Source organism: Mycobacterium sp. MOTT36Y, assembly GCF_000262165.1.
Classification (GTDB): Bacteria; Actinomycetota; Actinomycetes; order Mycobacteriales; family Mycobacteriaceae; genus Mycobacterium; species Mycobacterium intracellulare.
Genome location: NC_017904.1, coordinates 3,426,009 through 3,442,881, shown reverse-complemented (window position 1 = coordinate 3,442,881; position 16,873 = coordinate 3,426,009). Strand labels below are relative to the sequence as shown.

Genomic DNA, 16,873 nt, shown 5'->3' with positions numbered 1-16,873 from the left:
CGCATTTCGTCCGTACTAGCGGCATTAGAACCACGGTTCCCCTTCGCTTTCAGCGCCGAGGCGAAAGCGGAGAAGGTTCGGCATATCGGCGGTCAGTGGCTCCCGCGTGAACAGCAAATCTGCCCCCGTGTGAACTGGATTGACCACCGTGCCATGCTGAAAGCCATAGTGTTCGGCTGTGGGTAAAACGCGTTGCACCCCCTCGAGGTCCAGCCAGGTCACTTCAATAAACAGGTATTCTACGGTTTCCAACGCAGTCCGAGCGCCACGTAATACTGCGCCTTCTAAACCCTGTACATCGATTTTCAGTACATCGATTGGACCACTCTTGTATTCGGCCACGAAGGAATCCAGCGTGACACAACGAATGGTCTCCATTTCAATATCAGCTGAATCTGCGAAGGCTTGTACTGCAGAGGGCTTCAGGCTATTGGTCTGCTGTGAATCCGGGTTAACGAATAGTGTGACGTCCTCGTTGCGTTCGCCGACTGCAAGCTGGTGCACCGAAATGCTCTCCGCCGGGCAGTTACGTGCGAGAATCGGCTGAAGCGCCTTCGCGGGCTCGAAAGCGTGTATGGCAGCCGACGGAAATTTCTGGGCACAGAGCGCTGCGAATATTCCGCAATTTGCACCAACATCGAAAATAGTTCTAGCATCAGCGACTAATTCCACCATGCGTTCGAGTTTCGGCACGGAATGGAGCGCGTGATAGAGCGCGGCTGGTTCCGGGTTCAAATAATAACTAACCCCATCAATCTTAACGCTTACTGGCCTCCCCAGTTGATTCTGCGTGTAAAGCCTCAAAATGTTGACCACAGTTTTAGTACGATCGATGATTTTCATGATCCCTCCCAGATAGTCTCGTATCGTTCGAGGATGAAATCCGAACGACGAAGCGCGAGAGCAACCGTTGCACACCTGGCAGCGACACGTTCGGTCACCGCGTCGCAGTTTTTCCTTCTGCTTTGTCCGTTCATAACGTTTCGTGCTGCCTGCAACGGCTTGGACGGCGAGGCTACCACTCGCGTCAGTAAATGCCATCTTCACCTGGGTCTTTCCAGCGCGCCATGAATCTAGCTCAAAATTACTAGCCGATTCCTGGCGCAGGACGCTAGCGCACGTTGCTGCGCAACCGCCAAGCTCTTCGCACGGTCGTCGCGCGGCGCTGCCACAGCTCAGTTGTCAGGACGGCCAGCCACCAGCACCATGCGGCCAGCTCACGGGCGAGTCTTCGCGCGCGGCCGTGCGCTGACTGCATGAACGCTGACCATCGCTAGTGCTTCCGATGGGTTCCTGCCAACCGGGGGGCGTCCATAGTCGGTCGGCATATTCCAATGCGGCAATCAGGGTGTGGCAAGCTTGACACGTCTGGAGAAGACAGATGTTGTCCGTGGAGCGAGATAACCGCGACTAGGGGAAGATATCCGCTGTGGGTGAGCCGGAAGAGCAGCAGGTTGTGGTGGTCGACTCCGAGGAACTCGACTGGAAACACAGGACGGCGGCGAAAATGCTTGGCAGCCGCCCAGCTCGTAGCCTGACTCGATCGATCTCATTCGGCTTAGCAGGCCTGCACTCCAGTCTGACGCCTGGCGGCCGCGCTAATCGCGCATATATTCGCCAGTTCAAGGGCATCCATGCTGATGAGCGGTGTGTAATCATCGGAAACGGCCCAAGTCTTCGGAACACCGACCTGAGCCTCTTGCGCGACGAATACACCTTCGGTTTGAACCGCATCTATTTGATGTTCGACGAACTTGGTTTCGAGACCACATTCCATGCCGTCGTCAACCGGTATGTGGTCGAGCAATGTGTCGAGGATTTCCGGGAGATCAAAGCACCGCTCTTCACGACCGTCCTGAACCGCGCATACCTCGACAGCGCACCGAATACCGCCTATCTCTACAGCGTGGTTGGGCCGTGGTTCGCGCGCGATGTGAGCCGCGGAATTTGGGAGGGCTATACTGTCACGTACGTGGCGATGCAGCTGGCGTACTACATGGGGTTCTCCGAGGTGATACTTATCGGGGTCGACCACCGCTTCGCTGTCAGCGGAGCCCCCAACCAGCTGGTCGAATCCAGTGGACCGGACACAAGCCATTTCGATCCGCGCTATTTTGCGAAGGGTTTCAAGTGGCAACTACCTGATCTCGAGAACTCTGAGATTGCATATAGGCTTGCCCGCAAGGTGTTCGAGGACGATGGGCGGCGAATTGTCGACGCGACTGTCGACGGTGCGCTGACCGTATTTCCCAAACTCACACTCGAAGAGGCGCTCCGAAAGTGAGAACTTGCTGGAGGTCAAGTTCTTATGCAGCGTGCAAAATCAGGTGCGTTTGGTCGGCTCGTCGGGCCCTATAGACGGTCGTCGTGTACCCCAATTCTTGCAGCAGTGCATAAACTTCGTCAGCTGAAGATCCGAAGCCCGGCAGGAACGTGTCGTGAACCTCTATAAACAGAGCGCGAGGGCGCTCGGGACCGGTCAAGAGTTGTTTGGCGCCTCGTAAGGCGAGGATCTCGGCGCCCTCGATATCCAACTTGATCACTGTTGGGCGCGGTAAGGCACCTTCGGCCATGAGGCTATCCAGCGACCGCGCAGAAACTGACACGCTCTCGTGTTCACCGCGCTGATGAGCCAGACTAGGACTGTTGCCGGCGGCGCCGTCCGTGTACAGCACAACGGTGCCGTCCGAGTCGCTGATGGCAATTGGCTGGAGAGTAAATGCGCGGTCAGGGTTGAGCGCCGTATTGGTTTCGAGTCGATGCTTGAAAGATGGGTCAGGCTCAAAGGCTACTGTGCGGCAGATTTTGGCGGCGTGGATTGCGACCAGGCCTACATTTGCGCCGACGTCAAAAAGCACGTCTTCATCCTGAAGATCCCGAAGCATCGCGGCGAGATACTCCGTCTCCCCGCCGTGGTCGGCGACTCGGAAGTATTCGACGACATTAGTAACCTCGAACCGCACGCCGTCTCTCTCGAAGTCCCTCAAAGTCACAACGTAGGGGAGTCGGCGCCTAACAAAAAGAGACCAAACAAGGCTTCTTCTCAGGGTCGTCGCGGCCTGCCGAATCGCGTTCAATTGAGTCATCGCCTCTCCCGTAAGTCGTGCGGTCCCGTAGTCTACCTTTTCGGGAGAATGGCGAGAACCTTGTCGCGAACGCGATCAGCGTAGTCGTTGCAGCAGCCCAGTCGAGGTGGTCAGTCGGCACACTGGAACCCGTTGTGCCTCATTGACTTCCGCAGCAGCTCTCGCTGGGATGTGGTCCCTTCGAACGCGCTCAAGTGGCGGCAACCGAGGTCGCTCGATGCTTGTTGCTTTCGACATCTACTATGAGGCAACGGCAACGCCCTGCCCTTGTAACGCGCAGGAGTGAGAGCCGCGATGATGAAATGCCGGTCGTGCGGTGACGGGCATGCAGCGACAGAAGCGGGAATCCAGTGAAGCGAGCGCTCATTACCGGAATCACCGGACAGGACGGCTCGTATCTCGCCGAATTGCTGCTGAACAAGGGATACGAGGTCCACGGGCTGATTCGTCGAGCCTCGACCTTCAACACATCGCGGATCAATCACCTCTACGTCGATCCACATCAACCGGACGCTCGCCTGTTCTTGCACTACGGCGACCTCACCGACGGGACCCGCTTGGTGACCCTGCTGAGCACCATCGACCCCGACGAGGTGTACAACCTTGCGGCGCAGTCGCACGTACGTGTCAGCTTCGACGAACCCGTGCACACCGGCGACACCACGGGCATGGGATCGATCCGATTGCTCGAAGCCGTCCGCCTTTCCCGAGTGGATTGCCGTTATTATCAGGCATCCTCGTCGGAGATGTTCGGCGCGTCGCCGCCGCCGCAGAATGAGCAGACCCCGTTTTATCCGCGGTCACCGTATGGCGCGGCGAAGGTCTATTCCTATTGGGCCACACGCAACTACCGCGAAGCCTACGGGTTGTTCGCGGTGAATGGTATCTTGTTCAACCACGAATCACCCAGGCGCGGTGAAACATTCGTGACCCGAAAGATCACGCGAGCGGTGGCCCGCATCAAGGCCGGCGTTCAGTCCGACGTTTATCTCGGCAACCTGGATGCCGTCCGCGACTGGGGGTATGCACCCGAATACATCGAAGGGATGTGGCGGATGCTGCAGGCCGCCGAACCCGAGGACTACGTTCTCGCGACGGGGCGTGGTTACACCGTGCGCGAGTTCGCCAGGACCGCGTTCGAGCATGCTGGACTAAACTGGAAAAAACACGTGAAGTTTGACGACCGTTATCTGCGGCCCACCGAAGTGGACTCGCTAATAGGCGATGCGACCAAGGCGGAGGAATCGCTCGGCTGGAAGGCCTCCGTGCACACCGGTGAGCTGGCGCGGATCATGGTCGACGCGGATGTCGCGGCATTGGAGTGCGATGGCAAGCCATGGATCGACAAGCCGGTCATCGCCGATTGGAACTGAGCACCGGAATGGACATGCCAGTTGGCGCTCTCGACCGCGCATTGCCCGTATTCATTGTCGGGCACCGTGGGCTGGTGGGGTCCGCGTTACTGCGCAAATTTCAGGCCGAGGGATTCACCAAATTACTGGTACGGTCGCACAGCGAACTCGACCTTACGGACCGGGCCGCGACGTTTGACTTCGTGCTGGGATCGAAGCCGCAGGTGATCATCGATGCTGCGGCCAAGGTCGGCGGCATCATGGCCAACAATACATACCCGGCCGATTTTTTGTCCGAGAACCTTCAGATCCAGGTCAATCTCCTCGACGCGGCCGTGGCCGCACGTGTGCCGCGACTGCTATTCCTGGGCTCCTCATGCATATACCCAAAATTCGCTCCGCAGCCCATTCGCGAGAGGGCACTACTTACCGGCCCTCTAGAGGCCACCAACGACGCGTATGCAATCGCCAAGATTGCCGGCATCCTTCAGGTTCAGGCGGTCAGGCGCCAACATGGGCTGGCATGGATTTCTGCGATGCCGACAAACCTCTATGGGCCAGGTGACAACTTTTCGGCATCGGGTTCGCACCTAGTTCCTGCGCTTATTCGTCGGTATGAGGAAGCCAAGACCAGCGGCGTCCGACAGGTGACGAACTGGGGGACTGGAACTCCCCGGCGTGAGCTCCTACACGTTGACGATTTGGCGAGTGCGTGTTTGTATCTCCTCGAACACTTCGACGGTCCGAATCACATCAACGTGGGCACCGGCATCGACCACACCATCAGGGAGATCGCCGATATAGTCGCCAAAGCAGTAGATTACACCGGCGAAACACGCTGGGACCCAAGCAAACCGGACGGAACGCCTCGTAAGTTGTTGGACGTATCGATTTTGCGGGGCGCGGGCTGGCTGCCCCGAATCGCGCTGCGGGAAGGCATCGAGTCAACAGTGGCGTGGTATCGCGCGAACGCCGCCTCGGCGAGGAAATGAGATCGGAGTGGGCTATGCCGGACTCGTGTAGGTAGCCTAAGACGAGGATCGGCGGTCGGGGGGCCAAGCCAAAAGTCACCTGAGTGAAGCAGCGGCTCTTACTGGTGATTCCTGCTAACGTGGCTGAAGTCATGACCGCGCCAATGTTTTCCATTATCGTTCCCACATTCGACGCGGTGGCGACGCTGCATGCATGTCTCGAAAGCATTGTTCACCAAACCTGCAGCGACTTCGAAGTGATCTTGGTCGACGGTGGCTCGACTGATGGAACGCTTGACATCGCGAACGGCTTCGGCCCCTTCCTCGATACGCGGTTGGTCATCCATAGTGGGTCCGACCAGGGACCATACGACGCTATGAATCGCGGTGTCGGCATGGCCACGGGGCAGTGGTTGCTTTTCCTGGGCGCCGACGACACCCTTTACGAACCTGACACCTTGGCGCGCGTGGCCGCTTTCGTCCGTGACCATGCGCCTAGCGATCTCGTTTACGGCGACGTAGTCATGCGCTCGACTGGGTCCCGGCACGCCGGCGCCTTCGATCTTGACCGTCTGCTATTCGAGACGAATATGTGCCACCAGTCGATCTTTTACCGCCGCGAGCTCTTCGCCGGCATCGGCCCTTACAATTTGCGCTACCGGGTCTGGGCCGACTGGGACTTTAATATCCGCTGCTTCTCGAACCCCGCGCTGATCACTCGGTACATGGACGTTGTGATCGCGCGATATAACGACATGACCGGGCTCAGCATGAGGGAGAGCACGGACAGGGAGTTCAGAAAGCGGCTGCCAATGTATTTCTGGGTAGGCGCCTGGGAAACCTTCAGCCGAATGCTGGCGTTCATTAGGAGAAAGGAAAACCGGCGACTGTTACTGCGTGCCTTGTTGATCCGATCCAGAGCTGCATCAAAAGCTCGTGCGCAATCCTAGACAGGACTCTATCCGCACTTAGTGCACCAATGATGGGCGGCCTGCTGTAACTTCAATGGGAATGCAAATGAGCGCCCTCTTCCCAAGAAGATTGCCTTCTATGCGTCGGACACGATTGGGACGTTTACCGTTTCCGCCGACCTGGATGCGCACCTGATCTGCGACTACCTCGCCACCCACAAGACTACGGCGATCCACGGACGGCTAGAACGGCTCCTTCTAGATGAACCAGCTTGGACGCTGTCCGACCTGCTCAACCGACCAACTGCTCCACCGCGGCATGCATGAGGCTGTTGCTGCCGGAAAAACGACGTGCATGACTGGATCACCGCATGGAACGACGACCCAAAATCATTCCGCGGACTGAATTCCGCTGACGAACTTATATACTCCGCTAAATATATGGCACAGATCTCGGACGCGGCACACTAGGGGTTGGCCGCAGCTGCCGACCGATAGCCGCGTATCGCCATGGGAATGAACGCGGCGAGCAAAACGATTGGCCAGATGAGAGTTATCGCGAAAGGCCCAGCGAGTGGGCCCCCGTGGGCCAGCGACCTCATTGTCTCTATGGGTGGCGATATCGGTTGCACGCGGATCAGTGGTCGAGCCCAATCTGGAAAGAGGTCGATTGGGGTGGCACCGGGATTGACGAATGCCATGGAGAAAGTGAGGCCAAGTAACCACGTCATTGCGGTGCGGCCGTTCTTGCGAATCGCCATAGCCATCACCAGTGCGGTGAAACCAGTCACTGTGATCGACGGAATTAGAATGAAGAGTAGCGCAGCGAGCCAACCGTGGGTGAAGCGCAGCCCCATTGCCAGCCCGATTGCGGTGATCAGGACGGTCCCGATGAGTGCGCGTGCGATCTCGGCGATCACCCATCCTGTGAGAGCGCTTGCCCGGTGGACCGGCAAGACCCACATCCGGCTGAGGAGGCCCGACTCTCGATCCATTGTGATGCTGACGGAGTTGCCCAGGGAGCCGAAGAGGGCCGATATTACAGCACACATGGGCACTATGCCGTAGACGCTCTCGACACCGGTGACCGCGTGGACTCGCCCGCCCAGCACAATTTGGTAGGCGAATAGGAGGAAGACGGGGAGCAGCAGCGACCCCATCAAGACTGCTTGGTCACGCCGCCACCGAAGAAGTAAACGACCGGCCTGCACCCAGCTTTGGATGAGCAGGGATCCTTGTGGCTCCAGGCGATGAGTCACTAGCCGCGCCTCTGCATCCGCAGTGCGATCGCACCAAAGACCACCACCATGCCCGCGCACCAGGCCAGCGTGGCAGCCAAGGTGCCGCCCAGCACCCTTCCGCTTGCCAGCCCGCGTAGGGTTTCGGCGAACTGTGACACCGGCTGGTTCCGGACGTATGGGCGCAGCCAATCTGGGAAAGTCTTCTCGGGGGCGAGTCCGGTGGACAGCATGAACAGTAGAAGCTGGGGGACAAACAGCAGGTGACTGGCACCCTGGACACTGTTTGCGCTCGATCCGAGCGCGTCGGCACCGAGCGCCACGGCCAAGCACAGCAGCAGGGCTATGACCAGGAACGCTATGGCGTAGCCGAATCCACCGGTCATGCGGAAACCGAATACGTATCCGGCAACCATCGCCACCACCAGGGCGAGCATTCCCCGCATCAGGGTGGCAGTCACGCGGGCAGTCACCGTCGCCGCAGCTGCGATTGGCAACGTACGCATCCGCTCGCCGAACCCGCACAGGTGGTCGCGTGAAGCGCGGTCGGCGGTGAGCAGCCCAACGACGATCATAGACTGGACCACCACGGCGGGCAGCAGATATTGCGAATAACTGATGTGTCCCGTGTCGATCAAACCGTGTAGCGCCACACCGAAGCCCACCAAATACGCTGCCGGCGAGAGGATCTCGAAGATCATCTCGCCGTCACGTGCCGCGGATTTCAACGAGCGTTCGGTGAGTGCGGTCACAGCGCTCATGACCGGGTGACAGTCCGTTCGGTGAGGTGCAGGAAGGCTTCGTCGAGCGACGGCTTACGGAGCGAAATGTCGGCGAGTTCGAGGCCGAGCGCATCGACCCGGCGAAACACCTCGACCAATGTGGACACCCCGTCGGGGGCGAACACCGACACAGAGCTCGTGTCGTTGTCGATCTCAATCCCTTCGAGCCCGTTCAACGCTGCTGCGACCCGGGACAGCTCGGCGGGATTGGTCGGGGTCACCTGGCAGTAGCTGGTGCCCACAGCGTGCTTGAGCTCTTCGGCGGTGCCGCTGGCGATCACCTGCCCGTGATCGATGACGACGATCGAGTCGCTCAGCACGTCGGCTTCTTCCAGATACTGGGTGGTCAGCAGCACGGTCATGCCGTGCACAGCCAACGAACTCACCAGGGCCCATACGTCACGGCGACTGCGTGGGTCCAGCCCGGTGGTCGGCTCGTCGAGGAAAAGCACCTTCGGTGGAACCACCAGGGCGCTGGCCAGGTCTACACGTCGGCGCATACCACCGGAATATGTCGCGACCCGGCGGTCGGCGACGGCGACGAGGTCAAACCGTTCGAGAAGTTCGTCGGCGCACGCTTTCGCCCTACGGCGATTTAGCCCGCGCAGCCTGCCGAACAACACCAGGTTTTCGCGGCCCGTGAGCATGGGATCCAGTCCCGTGAATTGCCCGGCCATCCCGATGCTGGCACGTACTTCGGCGGGCTGGCGGGCGATGTCATGGCCGGCAACGCTCGCGCGCCCCGAGCTGGGACGGATCAACGTGGACAGGATGTTGATCGTGGTGGTTTTGCCGGCGCCATTATGGCCGAGCAGCCCACACACCGTCCCAGCCGGAACCGAGAAGTCCACGCCATTGAGCGCGATCGTGTCTCGCCCGAATGTCTTTGTGAGGCCGACAACCTCGATCGCCAAAGGGCTCACGGTAGGAGTATTTCACGATGTGTACCGGCGTGGTGACGGTATAGGTCGATAGGTCTAGCGGCTTTGCCCAAACTTGTTCGCAGCGGGGGAGTTCCGAACGTGCGGAGCAAAAACATTGGCATCCAACCTTTCTCACCACATTCTCCGCGAAGGGCATTGAGTGCCGGATGGCTCTGGCAATGAGAAACGCGAAACCACCTAGACGGTTGACCTGGGAATCGGGATTTCCGCCGTCGGGGCCTCCGCATCGTCGTCCTCACGCAGCAGGGTGCGCACCGACGGGCGTGTGCCCACCGAGCGAAGCAGCAGGCTGGCCGGCCGCGGCCGAACCAACAGCGGCCACCAGAACCACCGCCCGAGCAGGGCCGCGATGGTAGGCGTCATGAACGAGCGCACGATCAAGGTGTCGAACATCAGACCCAGCCCGATCGTGGTACCCACCTGACCGATGATGCGCAAGTCGCTGACCACCATCGATGCCATCGTGAACGCGAACACCAGGCCCGCGTTCGTCACGACCTTCCCGGTGCCGCCCATCGCGCGAATGATGCCCGTATTGATGCCTGCGGCGATTTCCTCTTTCATGCGCGACACCAGCAGCAGGTTGTAGTCCGACCCGACCGCCAGCAAGACGATGACCGACATCGGCAGCACCATCCAGTACAGCTCGATGCCGAAGATGTACTGCCAGATCAGCACCGACAACCCGAACGAGGCGCCCAAGGACAGGGTCACCGTGCCCACGATGACCAGGGCGGCGATAAAACTTCGGGTGATGATGAGCATGATGATGAAGATCAGACACAGCGCGCCGACGCCGGCGATCAAGAGGTCGTAGGTCGAGCCGTCCCGGAAGTCCTTGAAAGTCGACGCGGTACCGGCGATGTTGATCTTCGCGTTTTCCAGCGGCGTGTTCTTCAGCGCCTCTTCGGCGGCCTGCCTGATCTTGTCGATGCGGGATACGCTTTCGGACGTTGCCGGGTCACCGCGATGCGAAATGATGAACCGAGCGGCCTTCCCATCCGGCGACAAGAATTGGCTCATTGCTTTCTTGAAGTCCGCATTCTCGAAGATGTCCGGCGGCAGATAAAACGAGTCGTCATTCTTGGAGGCGTCGAACGCCTCGCCCATGGCAACGGCGTCCTTGTTGTTGCTGTCCATCTGGCCGATGATCCCCGACATGGTGCTGTGATTGGTCAGCATCATCTGTCGCATGTCCTCCGACATCGCGATCATCGGCGGGTACTGCTCGAGCAGCTGCGGCATCAGCTTGTCCATATTGTCGAGATCTTTGAGAAGATCCGTCAGTTTGTCGCTGAGTGTATCGATGCCGTCGAGCGTGTCGAAGATACTTCTCAACGACCAGCATATCGGGATGTCGTAGCAGTGCTTTTCCCAATAGAAATAGTTGCGCAGGGGCCGGAAGAAATCTTCGAAGTCGGACACATGGCCGCGTAGGTCATAAAGCACTTCGGCCATTTCTTTCGTCTTCTCGATCGTATCGTGCGTGATATCGGTCATGCGGCTCTGCAATTCATAGATGCGCTTCATGATCTCGATTTGCTTGGCCATCATGTCCGCCTGCACGAGCATGTCATCCATGCGTGCCTGCATGTACTTGATGTCTTGACTCATCATTGCCTGCTGCATGCTCAGCAGGAAAGGGATCGACGTGTGCTGGATCGGCGTTCCCTCCGGCCGCGTGATGCCTTGGACGCGCGAAATCCCATGAACCCCAAAGATTGCCTTGGCAAGCCTGTGCAGCACGAGGAAATCCGCCGAGTTTCGCATGTCGTGATCGGCCTCGATCATCACGATTTCGGGCATCATCCGCGATTGATTGAAATGACGATCGGCGGCCGCGTACCCGACGTTGGCGGGAACGCTATTGGGCATATAGAGCCGGTTGTTATAGCTGGTCTTGTAGCCCGGCAAAGTGGCCAGGCCGACGATGGCGATCGCTATCGTCGCGCACAGGATAGGCGCGGGCCAGCGGACGATCGCCGTGCCGATGCGGCGCCAGCGGCCGAACCCGATCGTGCGCTTCGGGTCGAATAATCCGACACCACCGCCGACGGTCAGAACCGCCGGAACCAGGGTCAAAGCGATCAGGACCGAAATCAGCATGCCCAAAGAGCAAGGCAGGCCCATGGTTTGGAAGATCGGCATGCGGGTGAAACTCAGGCACAACATCGCCCCGGCGATCGTCAGACCGGAACCCAGGACCACGGGGGAGACACTGCGATAGGTGGTGAAGAACGCGGTTTCCCGGTCCTCGCCGGCCTGACGCGCCTCTTGATAGCGGCCGAAGAAGAAGATCGCGTAGTCGGTCCCGGCGGCCATCGCCAGGGCCACCAGCAAGTTGACAGCAAACGTCGACAGGGCGATGAAGTTGTGATCGGCGATAAAGGCGATGACACCGCGCGCGGCAAAAACTTCGATGCCTACTGTGAGCAACAAGAGGATGACGGTGATGACCGATCGGTACACGAATAACAGCACGATGAAAATGATCAAGGCGCCGATCATCGTCATTTTCAGAATGGATCGGTCACCGGCGAGCTGCATATCGGAAAAAAGTGCCGCCGGGCCGGTGACATAGGCCTGAATTCCAGGAGGCGGTGGCGTCCGCGCGATGATGTCGCGGATCGCCGCCACGGATTCCTGGCCTAGGGTGGTGCCCTGATTCCCCGCCAGGTTCAGCTGCACATAGACGGCCTTGCCGTCGGGACTTTGGGCGCCCGCCGCGGTAAGGCGGTCTCCCCACAAATCCTGCACGTGCTCGATGTGCTTGGTATCCGCTTTGAGCTCACGGACCAATTTGTCGTAGTAGGCGTGTGCCGAGTCGCCGAGCTGCTGCTGCCCCTCGATTACCAGCATCGCGAAGCTGTCCGAATCGGACTCTTTGAAGTCCCTGCCCATGCGCTGCATGGCCTGGACGGCCGGGGCGTCCTGAGGGGCCAGCGGCACCGAATGCTGTTGGCCAACGATCTCGAGCCGCGGGACGCCGAAGGTCACCAGCAGGGTCAGCGCCACCCACCCGATGATGATGAGCGCCGAAAAGCGACGGATGTTCCGCGCGATGCGGGGAGGCCGAGTCCCTTGTGTCGTCATGCGGCCCCCAGCAGGCGCGTGGGGCTATTGCCCTGCGTCACAACGTTTCCCACGGTCGCTGTTCCCATCCCGAAGTGGAAAGCCGCCACTTACTGCGACTGCTTCAGCAGCAACGAACGCACCACCGGACGAGGCCCCGTGGACCGCAGCATCGTGCTGGCGGGGCGGGGGCGCACCAGCTGTGGCCACCAGAACCAACGCCCCAGCAGCGCAGCCACAGAGGGCGTCATGAACGCGCGCACCACCAACGTGTCAAACAACAGTCCCAAACCGATCGTGGTGCCCAATTGGGCGATGCTTCGCAGGTCGCTGACCACCATCGAGGCCATGGTGAACGCGAACACCAAACCGGCGTTCGTCACAACCTTCCCGGTGCCGCCCATGGCGCGAATGATGCCGGTGTGGATCCCGGCGGCCAATTCCTCCTTCATGCGGGAGACCAGCAGCAGGTTGTAGTCGGACCCGACCGCCAACAGCACGATCACCGAGGTGGACAGCACCGTCCAGTGCAGCTGCATGCCCAGGAGGTACTGCCAGACCAATACGGACAGCCCGAAGGATGCGCCGAGGGAAAGCAGCACCGTGCCGACGATCACCATGGCGGCAATGAAACTGCGCGTCATGATCAGCATGATGATGAAAATGAGGCAGAGCGCGGACACGCCGGCAATCAAGAGGTCGAACTTGGATCCGTCCACCAAATCTTTGGTGATCGCCGCCGTTCCGGTGAGATAGATCTTGGCGTTTTCAAGGGGGGTCCCCTTGAGCGATTCTTCGGCCGCCGTCTTGATCTGTTCCACCCGCGAGAGGCCCTCGGGCGTCGCCGGGTCACCCCGCTGCGAGATCAGCAGACGGAAGTCCTTCCCATCGGGCGACATGAACACCTTCTCGACCCGCTTGAACGCGTCGGAGCCGTTGATGATCCCCGGCGGGAGATAGAAGGAATCGTCGTTTCTGGAGGCATCGAAAGCCTGTCCCATGACACTCGGATCCTTGGTGCTCGAATCCATTTGGCCCATGACCCCGGACATGGTGCTGTGCATTGTCAGCATCATGCTGCGCATGCCCGTCATGGTTTCGATCATCGGCGGGATCTGCATGACCATTTGCGGCAGCAGCACATCCATCTGATCGAGATTCTTCACCAGCTCTCCGAGCTTGTCATTGACCAAGTCAACGCCGTCGAGCGTGTCGAAAATGGACCTCAGCGAGAAACAGATCGGAATGTCGTAGCAGTGCTTTTCCCAATAGAAGTAGCTGCGGAGTGGGCGCCAGAAGTCCTCGAAATCCGAAATATGATCGCGCAACTCTCCAGTGATGTCCTGCATTTCGTGTGTCGTCCCGACCATGTGGTGAGTCGTGGCGACGAGCTCTTTCATCAAACCCAACATGTGCTGCATGATGCCGATCATTTTGCCGAGCTCTTCGGCCTGGACGAGCATGTCGTTCATGCGGTCTTTTTGGAAGGCCATGTTCTGCATCTGGCTGGCCTGACCCATGCTGATGATCCACGGAATCGTGGTGTGTTGCAGGGGGACCCCTTCGGGGCGGGTGACGGTCTGCACCGTGGCAATGCCCGGAACGCCCAGCACGCCCTTGGCGAGTTTGTTGATCACCAACATATCCGTCGGATTGCGCAAATCATGGTCGGTCTCGACGAGCAAAATCTCGGGCATCTGCATTCGCTGACCCGGAAAGTGCCGCGCCGCCGCCGCGTACCCCACATTGGCGGGGATGCTTTGCGGAATGAATTTCTGGTCGTCGTAGCTCGGGTGGTAATTCGGCAAGGCCAACAGGCCGATCAGCGCAACGGCCAACGAGGCCACCAGAATGGGCGCCGGCCAGCGGACGATGGCCGTACCGATGCGTCGCCACCGGCGGGCCGAGATCGCCCGCCGCGGTTCGAACAGGCCGAACCGGGCCCCGGCGGCCAGCAGCGCCGGCCCGAGTGTCAGCGCAATAAGGACCGCAACCGCGATGCCGACCGCGCAGGGGATACCGAGGGGCTGGAAAAACGGCAGGCGAGTAAAGCTAAGGCAAAACACCGCGCCCGCGATGGTCAAGCCGGAGGCCAACACAACCTTGGCGACCCCACTGAATGTGGTGTAAAAGGCGTCTTCCCGGCTTTCACCGGCCTGCCGCGCCTCTTGATATCGGCCGACGAAGAAAATGCCGTAGTCGGTTCCGGTCGCGATGACAGCCGCCACCAAGAGGTTGACGGCAAAAGTGGTGAGACCGACCAGCCCGAGGTGGCCGAGCAGCGCGACCATTCCGCGCGCAATCTGCAGTTCCAGGCCGACGATGAGCAACAGAAGGATGACGGTGACAATCGACCGATAGACGATCAGCAACGTCAGGAAAATCACGCAAAGGCTGGCCAAAGTCACCAGCGCGACCGTCTTCGCGCCGGCGGCGTTCATGTCCGCGACGATGGCCGCGGGGCCGGTGACATAGACCTTGAGCCCGGGCGGGGGAGAAGCCTCCTGCACGATCTTTCTAACTGCGGCCACAGATTCGTCGCCTGCGGCCGCGCCCGCGTTGCCGTTCAGGTTCACCTGAACGTATGCGGCCTTGCCGTCCTGGCTTTGCGCGGCGCCGCGGGTCAGCGGATCGCCCCAGAAATCCTGGACATGCTGCACGTGCTTGTAATCGGCCTCCAACTGGCGAACCAAACGCGTGTAATATGTGTGCGCGTCGTCGCCCAGTTGCTGCTGGCCCTCCAGCAGGACCATGGCCAAGGCGCCGGTGTTGGTTTCCTTGAAATCCTCGCCCAGGCGCTCCATTGCCTTGAACGACGGCGCCCCCAGGGGGCTCAGCGATACCGCATGCTCAGCCGCAACCTTTTCCAGCGACGGGACGGCGACGCTGATGAGGACGGCGATGCCGAGCCAGCCCAAAATGATGGGCACCGACAACCGGTGGATGATCCGCGCTATACGTGGTCGCGCGGCCGGCCGGGTCTCCAATTGCTCGGTACTCATGTGGCCGTCAACACGCAGTAGGTGAATGCGTTCAATTGGTGCGAGATCCTCTCGGTCTTGACAACGCCGTCCACCACGATGCGGCAGCCAAGAGTGTCGCTATTGCCCTGCGCCACTACGTTTCCCACGATTGACGGCAACGTGGTCGAGATGTCGAACGTCCACGGCAGCACGATGCCGGTGATGTGGTTCGGCTCGCCGTTGGCGTCAAAGTAGCTGATGTCGGCCATCGTCCCCGCCGGGCCGAAGACCTCGTATTTGACGTGCTTGGGGTTGAACGGTTTAGTGTCCTGCTGCCGCGATTCGGCGTACGACGGGCGGTGCTCGGAACCGAATACGCCGTGCAACCGCGAAACGGTCATGCCCCCGGCAATAACCACCGCCACGATCACCAACGGGATCCACAGCCGCTTCAGCAGGCTGAGAACTGCGGCACTCTTTTGGGATCGATTCGTTTGACGGCCAGTTTGCTGTGTGGGTTCAGGCGAAGATCGGCGAGCAAAGCCCAAGAAACCGCGTCTCCGGCCAGACGGTTGGCTAATTTCTCGTCCTTCCGCGATGGTGTTGTCGGGCCGGGCCCGCACGTCGGATTCGACCACTGCACCCCCTTCAGCCGTCTTCATGTCCGCGCGGGCTCCGCCACCCGAACATGCAACTACAGACCGGTAGCAACACGCCAGACTGCGGCGCCTTGATGCGGTGTACGTCGCCGACCAGTCGTGTCTCCGTTACCTCATGCGAGCCCCGCCCCCGGGGAACGCGACCAGGTCTTGATGAGTAAACCACGCCCGTCGCTTCCGTATCAGTGCTTTGGCAACGCGATACGGGATCGTGACCGATTCCACCTGCGTAAACGGCGTTTTGCTGACCTCTGTGCCCCGGGCAGCGGTCGCCAACGCCGCGCAACCACCTAAGCACAGCAGTCGTCACGTGTCACCGGCCGGGAGGGTTCAACATGCCCTGCCGGGAGGCGGCAGCTTCGCCTCCGGGTGATTTTCGCGGCCGTCACGCGTTCGGCTAGGATGTGTGTCGACGAGCACAAAAACTTCATCGGCCTGAAGGACGTGCCTGCCCCAATAGCGATATTTCGCACCAACCGCCATTGATGCAGGTCACTGGAGCGAATTCAGGGGCATCGGGGCCCCTTCGCACACCAATCATTCGGTGGCGCCAAGACCTTCTCGGCCACACCAGGAACTTTCCCCAAACCGACGACGGGCAGTGTTGCCCTCCACTATGGTTTGGACCTGTTCCACTCATGTCCACTATCTATCTGGAGAATTGTGAGCATCAATCCATTCGACGACGACAACGGCAGCTTTTTCGTCCTGGTGAACGACGAGGAGCAACACAGCTTGTGGCCGGCCTTCGCCGATGTTCCAGCGGGTTGGCGAGTGGTACACGGGGAAGCCGACCGAGCTGCGTGTTTGGAGTACATCGAGCAACATTGGCCCGACATCAGGCCGAAGAGCCTGCGGGACAAGCTCGCAACGGGTCGGGGTTTTGACCAGTAAC

Annotated in this window: 13 protein-coding genes and 1 pseudogene; 5 read left to right on the top strand and 9 right to left on the bottom strand. The window is 59.9% G+C overall.

Annotated elements, in window-relative coordinates; translation table 11 throughout:
• Positions 1 to 24: 24 nt before the first annotated feature.
• Entirely contained in the window at positions 25 to 843 is an 819-nt protein-coding gene (locus W7S_RS26335) for an FkbM family methyltransferase (RefSeq protein WP_165604839.1), read from the bottom strand.
• A gap of 586 nt (positions 844 to 1,429) precedes the next feature.
• On the opposite strand from W7S_RS26335, the gene W7S_RS15285 reads away from it, so the two are divergent.
• Positions 1,430 to 2,284 (top strand): 6-hydroxymethylpterin diphosphokinase MptE-like protein, encoded by an 855-nt coding sequence (locus tag W7S_RS15285; protein ID WP_225337588.1) that lies wholly within the window; start codon positions 1,430 to 1,432, stop codon positions 2,282 to 2,284.
• 22 nt (positions 2,285 to 2,306) lie between these two features.
• On the opposite strand, the gene W7S_RS15280 is transcribed toward W7S_RS15285, so the two are convergent.
• Both W7S_RS15280 and W7S_RS27880 read right to left on the bottom strand, forming a co-directional pair.
• Positions 2,307 to 2,993 carry an FkbM family methyltransferase gene (locus tag W7S_RS15280; RefSeq protein ID WP_008257887.1) on the bottom strand — a complete coding sequence of 229 codons (687 nt, stop codon included), beginning with the start codon at positions 2,991 to 2,993 and terminating at the stop codon, positions 2,307 to 2,309.
• 382 nt (positions 2,994 to 3,375) lie between these two features.
• Positions 3,376 to 3,465, bottom strand: a pseudogene (locus W7S_RS27880) (hypothetical protein); the annotation flags it as partial.
• On the opposite strand from W7S_RS27880, the gene gmd reads away from it, so the two are divergent.
• The 3 genes from gmd (at position 3,437) to W7S_RS15265 (ending at position 6,359) form a co-directional block, all read left to right on the top strand.
• A complete protein-coding gene (gmd, locus tag W7S_RS15275) occupies positions 3,437 to 4,459 on the top strand; it encodes a GDP-mannose 4,6-dehydratase (RefSeq protein ID WP_008257886.1) in 1,023 nt (340 codons plus the stop codon). The pseudogene W7S_RS27880 and the gene gmd sit on opposite strands and share 29 nt — an antisense overlap.
• Before the next feature lie 8 nt (positions 4,460 to 4,467).
• The gene (locus W7S_RS15270; RefSeq protein WP_008257885.1) at positions 4,468 to 5,430 is read left to right on the top strand and encodes a GDP-L-fucose synthase; all 963 of its coding nucleotides are present in this window, start codon (positions 4,468 to 4,470) and stop codon (positions 5,428 to 5,430) included.
• A 143-nt stretch (positions 5,431 to 5,573) separates the two neighbouring features.
• Entirely contained in the window at positions 5,574 to 6,359 is a 786-nt protein-coding gene (locus W7S_RS15265; RefSeq protein ID WP_269778935.1) for a glycosyltransferase family 2 protein, read from the top strand.
• Between the two features lie 428 nt (positions 6,360 to 6,787).
• Here W7S_RS15265 and W7S_RS15260 read toward each other — a convergent pair whose 3' ends face one another.
• The 6 genes from W7S_RS15260 to W7S_RS15235 all read right to left on the bottom strand — a co-directional run bounded on the left by W7S_RS15260 (position 6,788) and on the right by W7S_RS15235 (position 15,774).
• Positions 6,788 to 7,579 carry an ABC transporter permease gene (locus tag W7S_RS15260; protein ID WP_081490117.1) on the bottom strand — a complete coding sequence of 264 codons (792 nt, stop codon included), beginning with the start codon at positions 7,577 to 7,579 and terminating at the stop codon, positions 6,788 to 6,790.
• Positions 7,579 to 8,319, bottom strand: coding sequence for an ABC transporter permease (locus W7S_RS15255; RefSeq protein WP_008257882.1), 741 nt, complete (start codon positions 8,317 to 8,319; stop codon positions 7,579 to 7,581). The genes W7S_RS15260 and W7S_RS15255 overlap by 1 nt, the downstream gene beginning before the upstream one ends.
• Positions 8,316 to 9,263 (bottom strand): daunorubicin resistance protein DrrA family ABC transporter ATP-binding protein, encoded by a 948-nt coding sequence (locus W7S_RS15250; protein WP_036428980.1) that lies wholly within the window; start codon positions 9,261 to 9,263, stop codon positions 8,316 to 8,318. The genes W7S_RS15255 and W7S_RS15250 overlap by 4 nt, the downstream gene beginning before the upstream one ends.
• Positions 9,264 to 9,461: 198 nt before the next feature.
• Positions 9,462 to 12,377 (bottom strand): RND family transporter, encoded by a 2,916-nt coding sequence (locus W7S_RS15245; RefSeq protein WP_014711952.1) that lies wholly within the window; start codon positions 12,375 to 12,377, stop codon positions 9,462 to 9,464.
• Positions 12,378 to 12,466: 89 nt separating this feature from the next.
• Entirely contained in the window at positions 12,467 to 15,358 is a 2,892-nt protein-coding gene (locus W7S_RS15240) for an RND family transporter (RefSeq protein ID WP_041297893.1), read from the bottom strand.
• The gene (locus tag W7S_RS15235; protein WP_036390192.1) at positions 15,355 to 15,774 is read right to left on the bottom strand and encodes an MmpS family protein; all 420 of its coding nucleotides are present in this window, start codon (positions 15,772 to 15,774) and stop codon (positions 15,355 to 15,357) included. The genes W7S_RS15240 and W7S_RS15235 overlap by 4 nt, the downstream gene beginning before the upstream one ends.
• Before the next feature lie 867 nt (positions 15,775 to 16,641).
• On the opposite strand from W7S_RS15235, the gene W7S_RS15230 reads away from it, so the two are divergent.
• Positions 16,642 to 16,872, top strand: coding sequence for an MbtH family protein (locus tag W7S_RS15230; protein ID WP_003877688.1), 231 nt, complete (start codon positions 16,642 to 16,644; stop codon positions 16,870 to 16,872).
• Position 16,873: the final 1 nt, after the last annotated feature.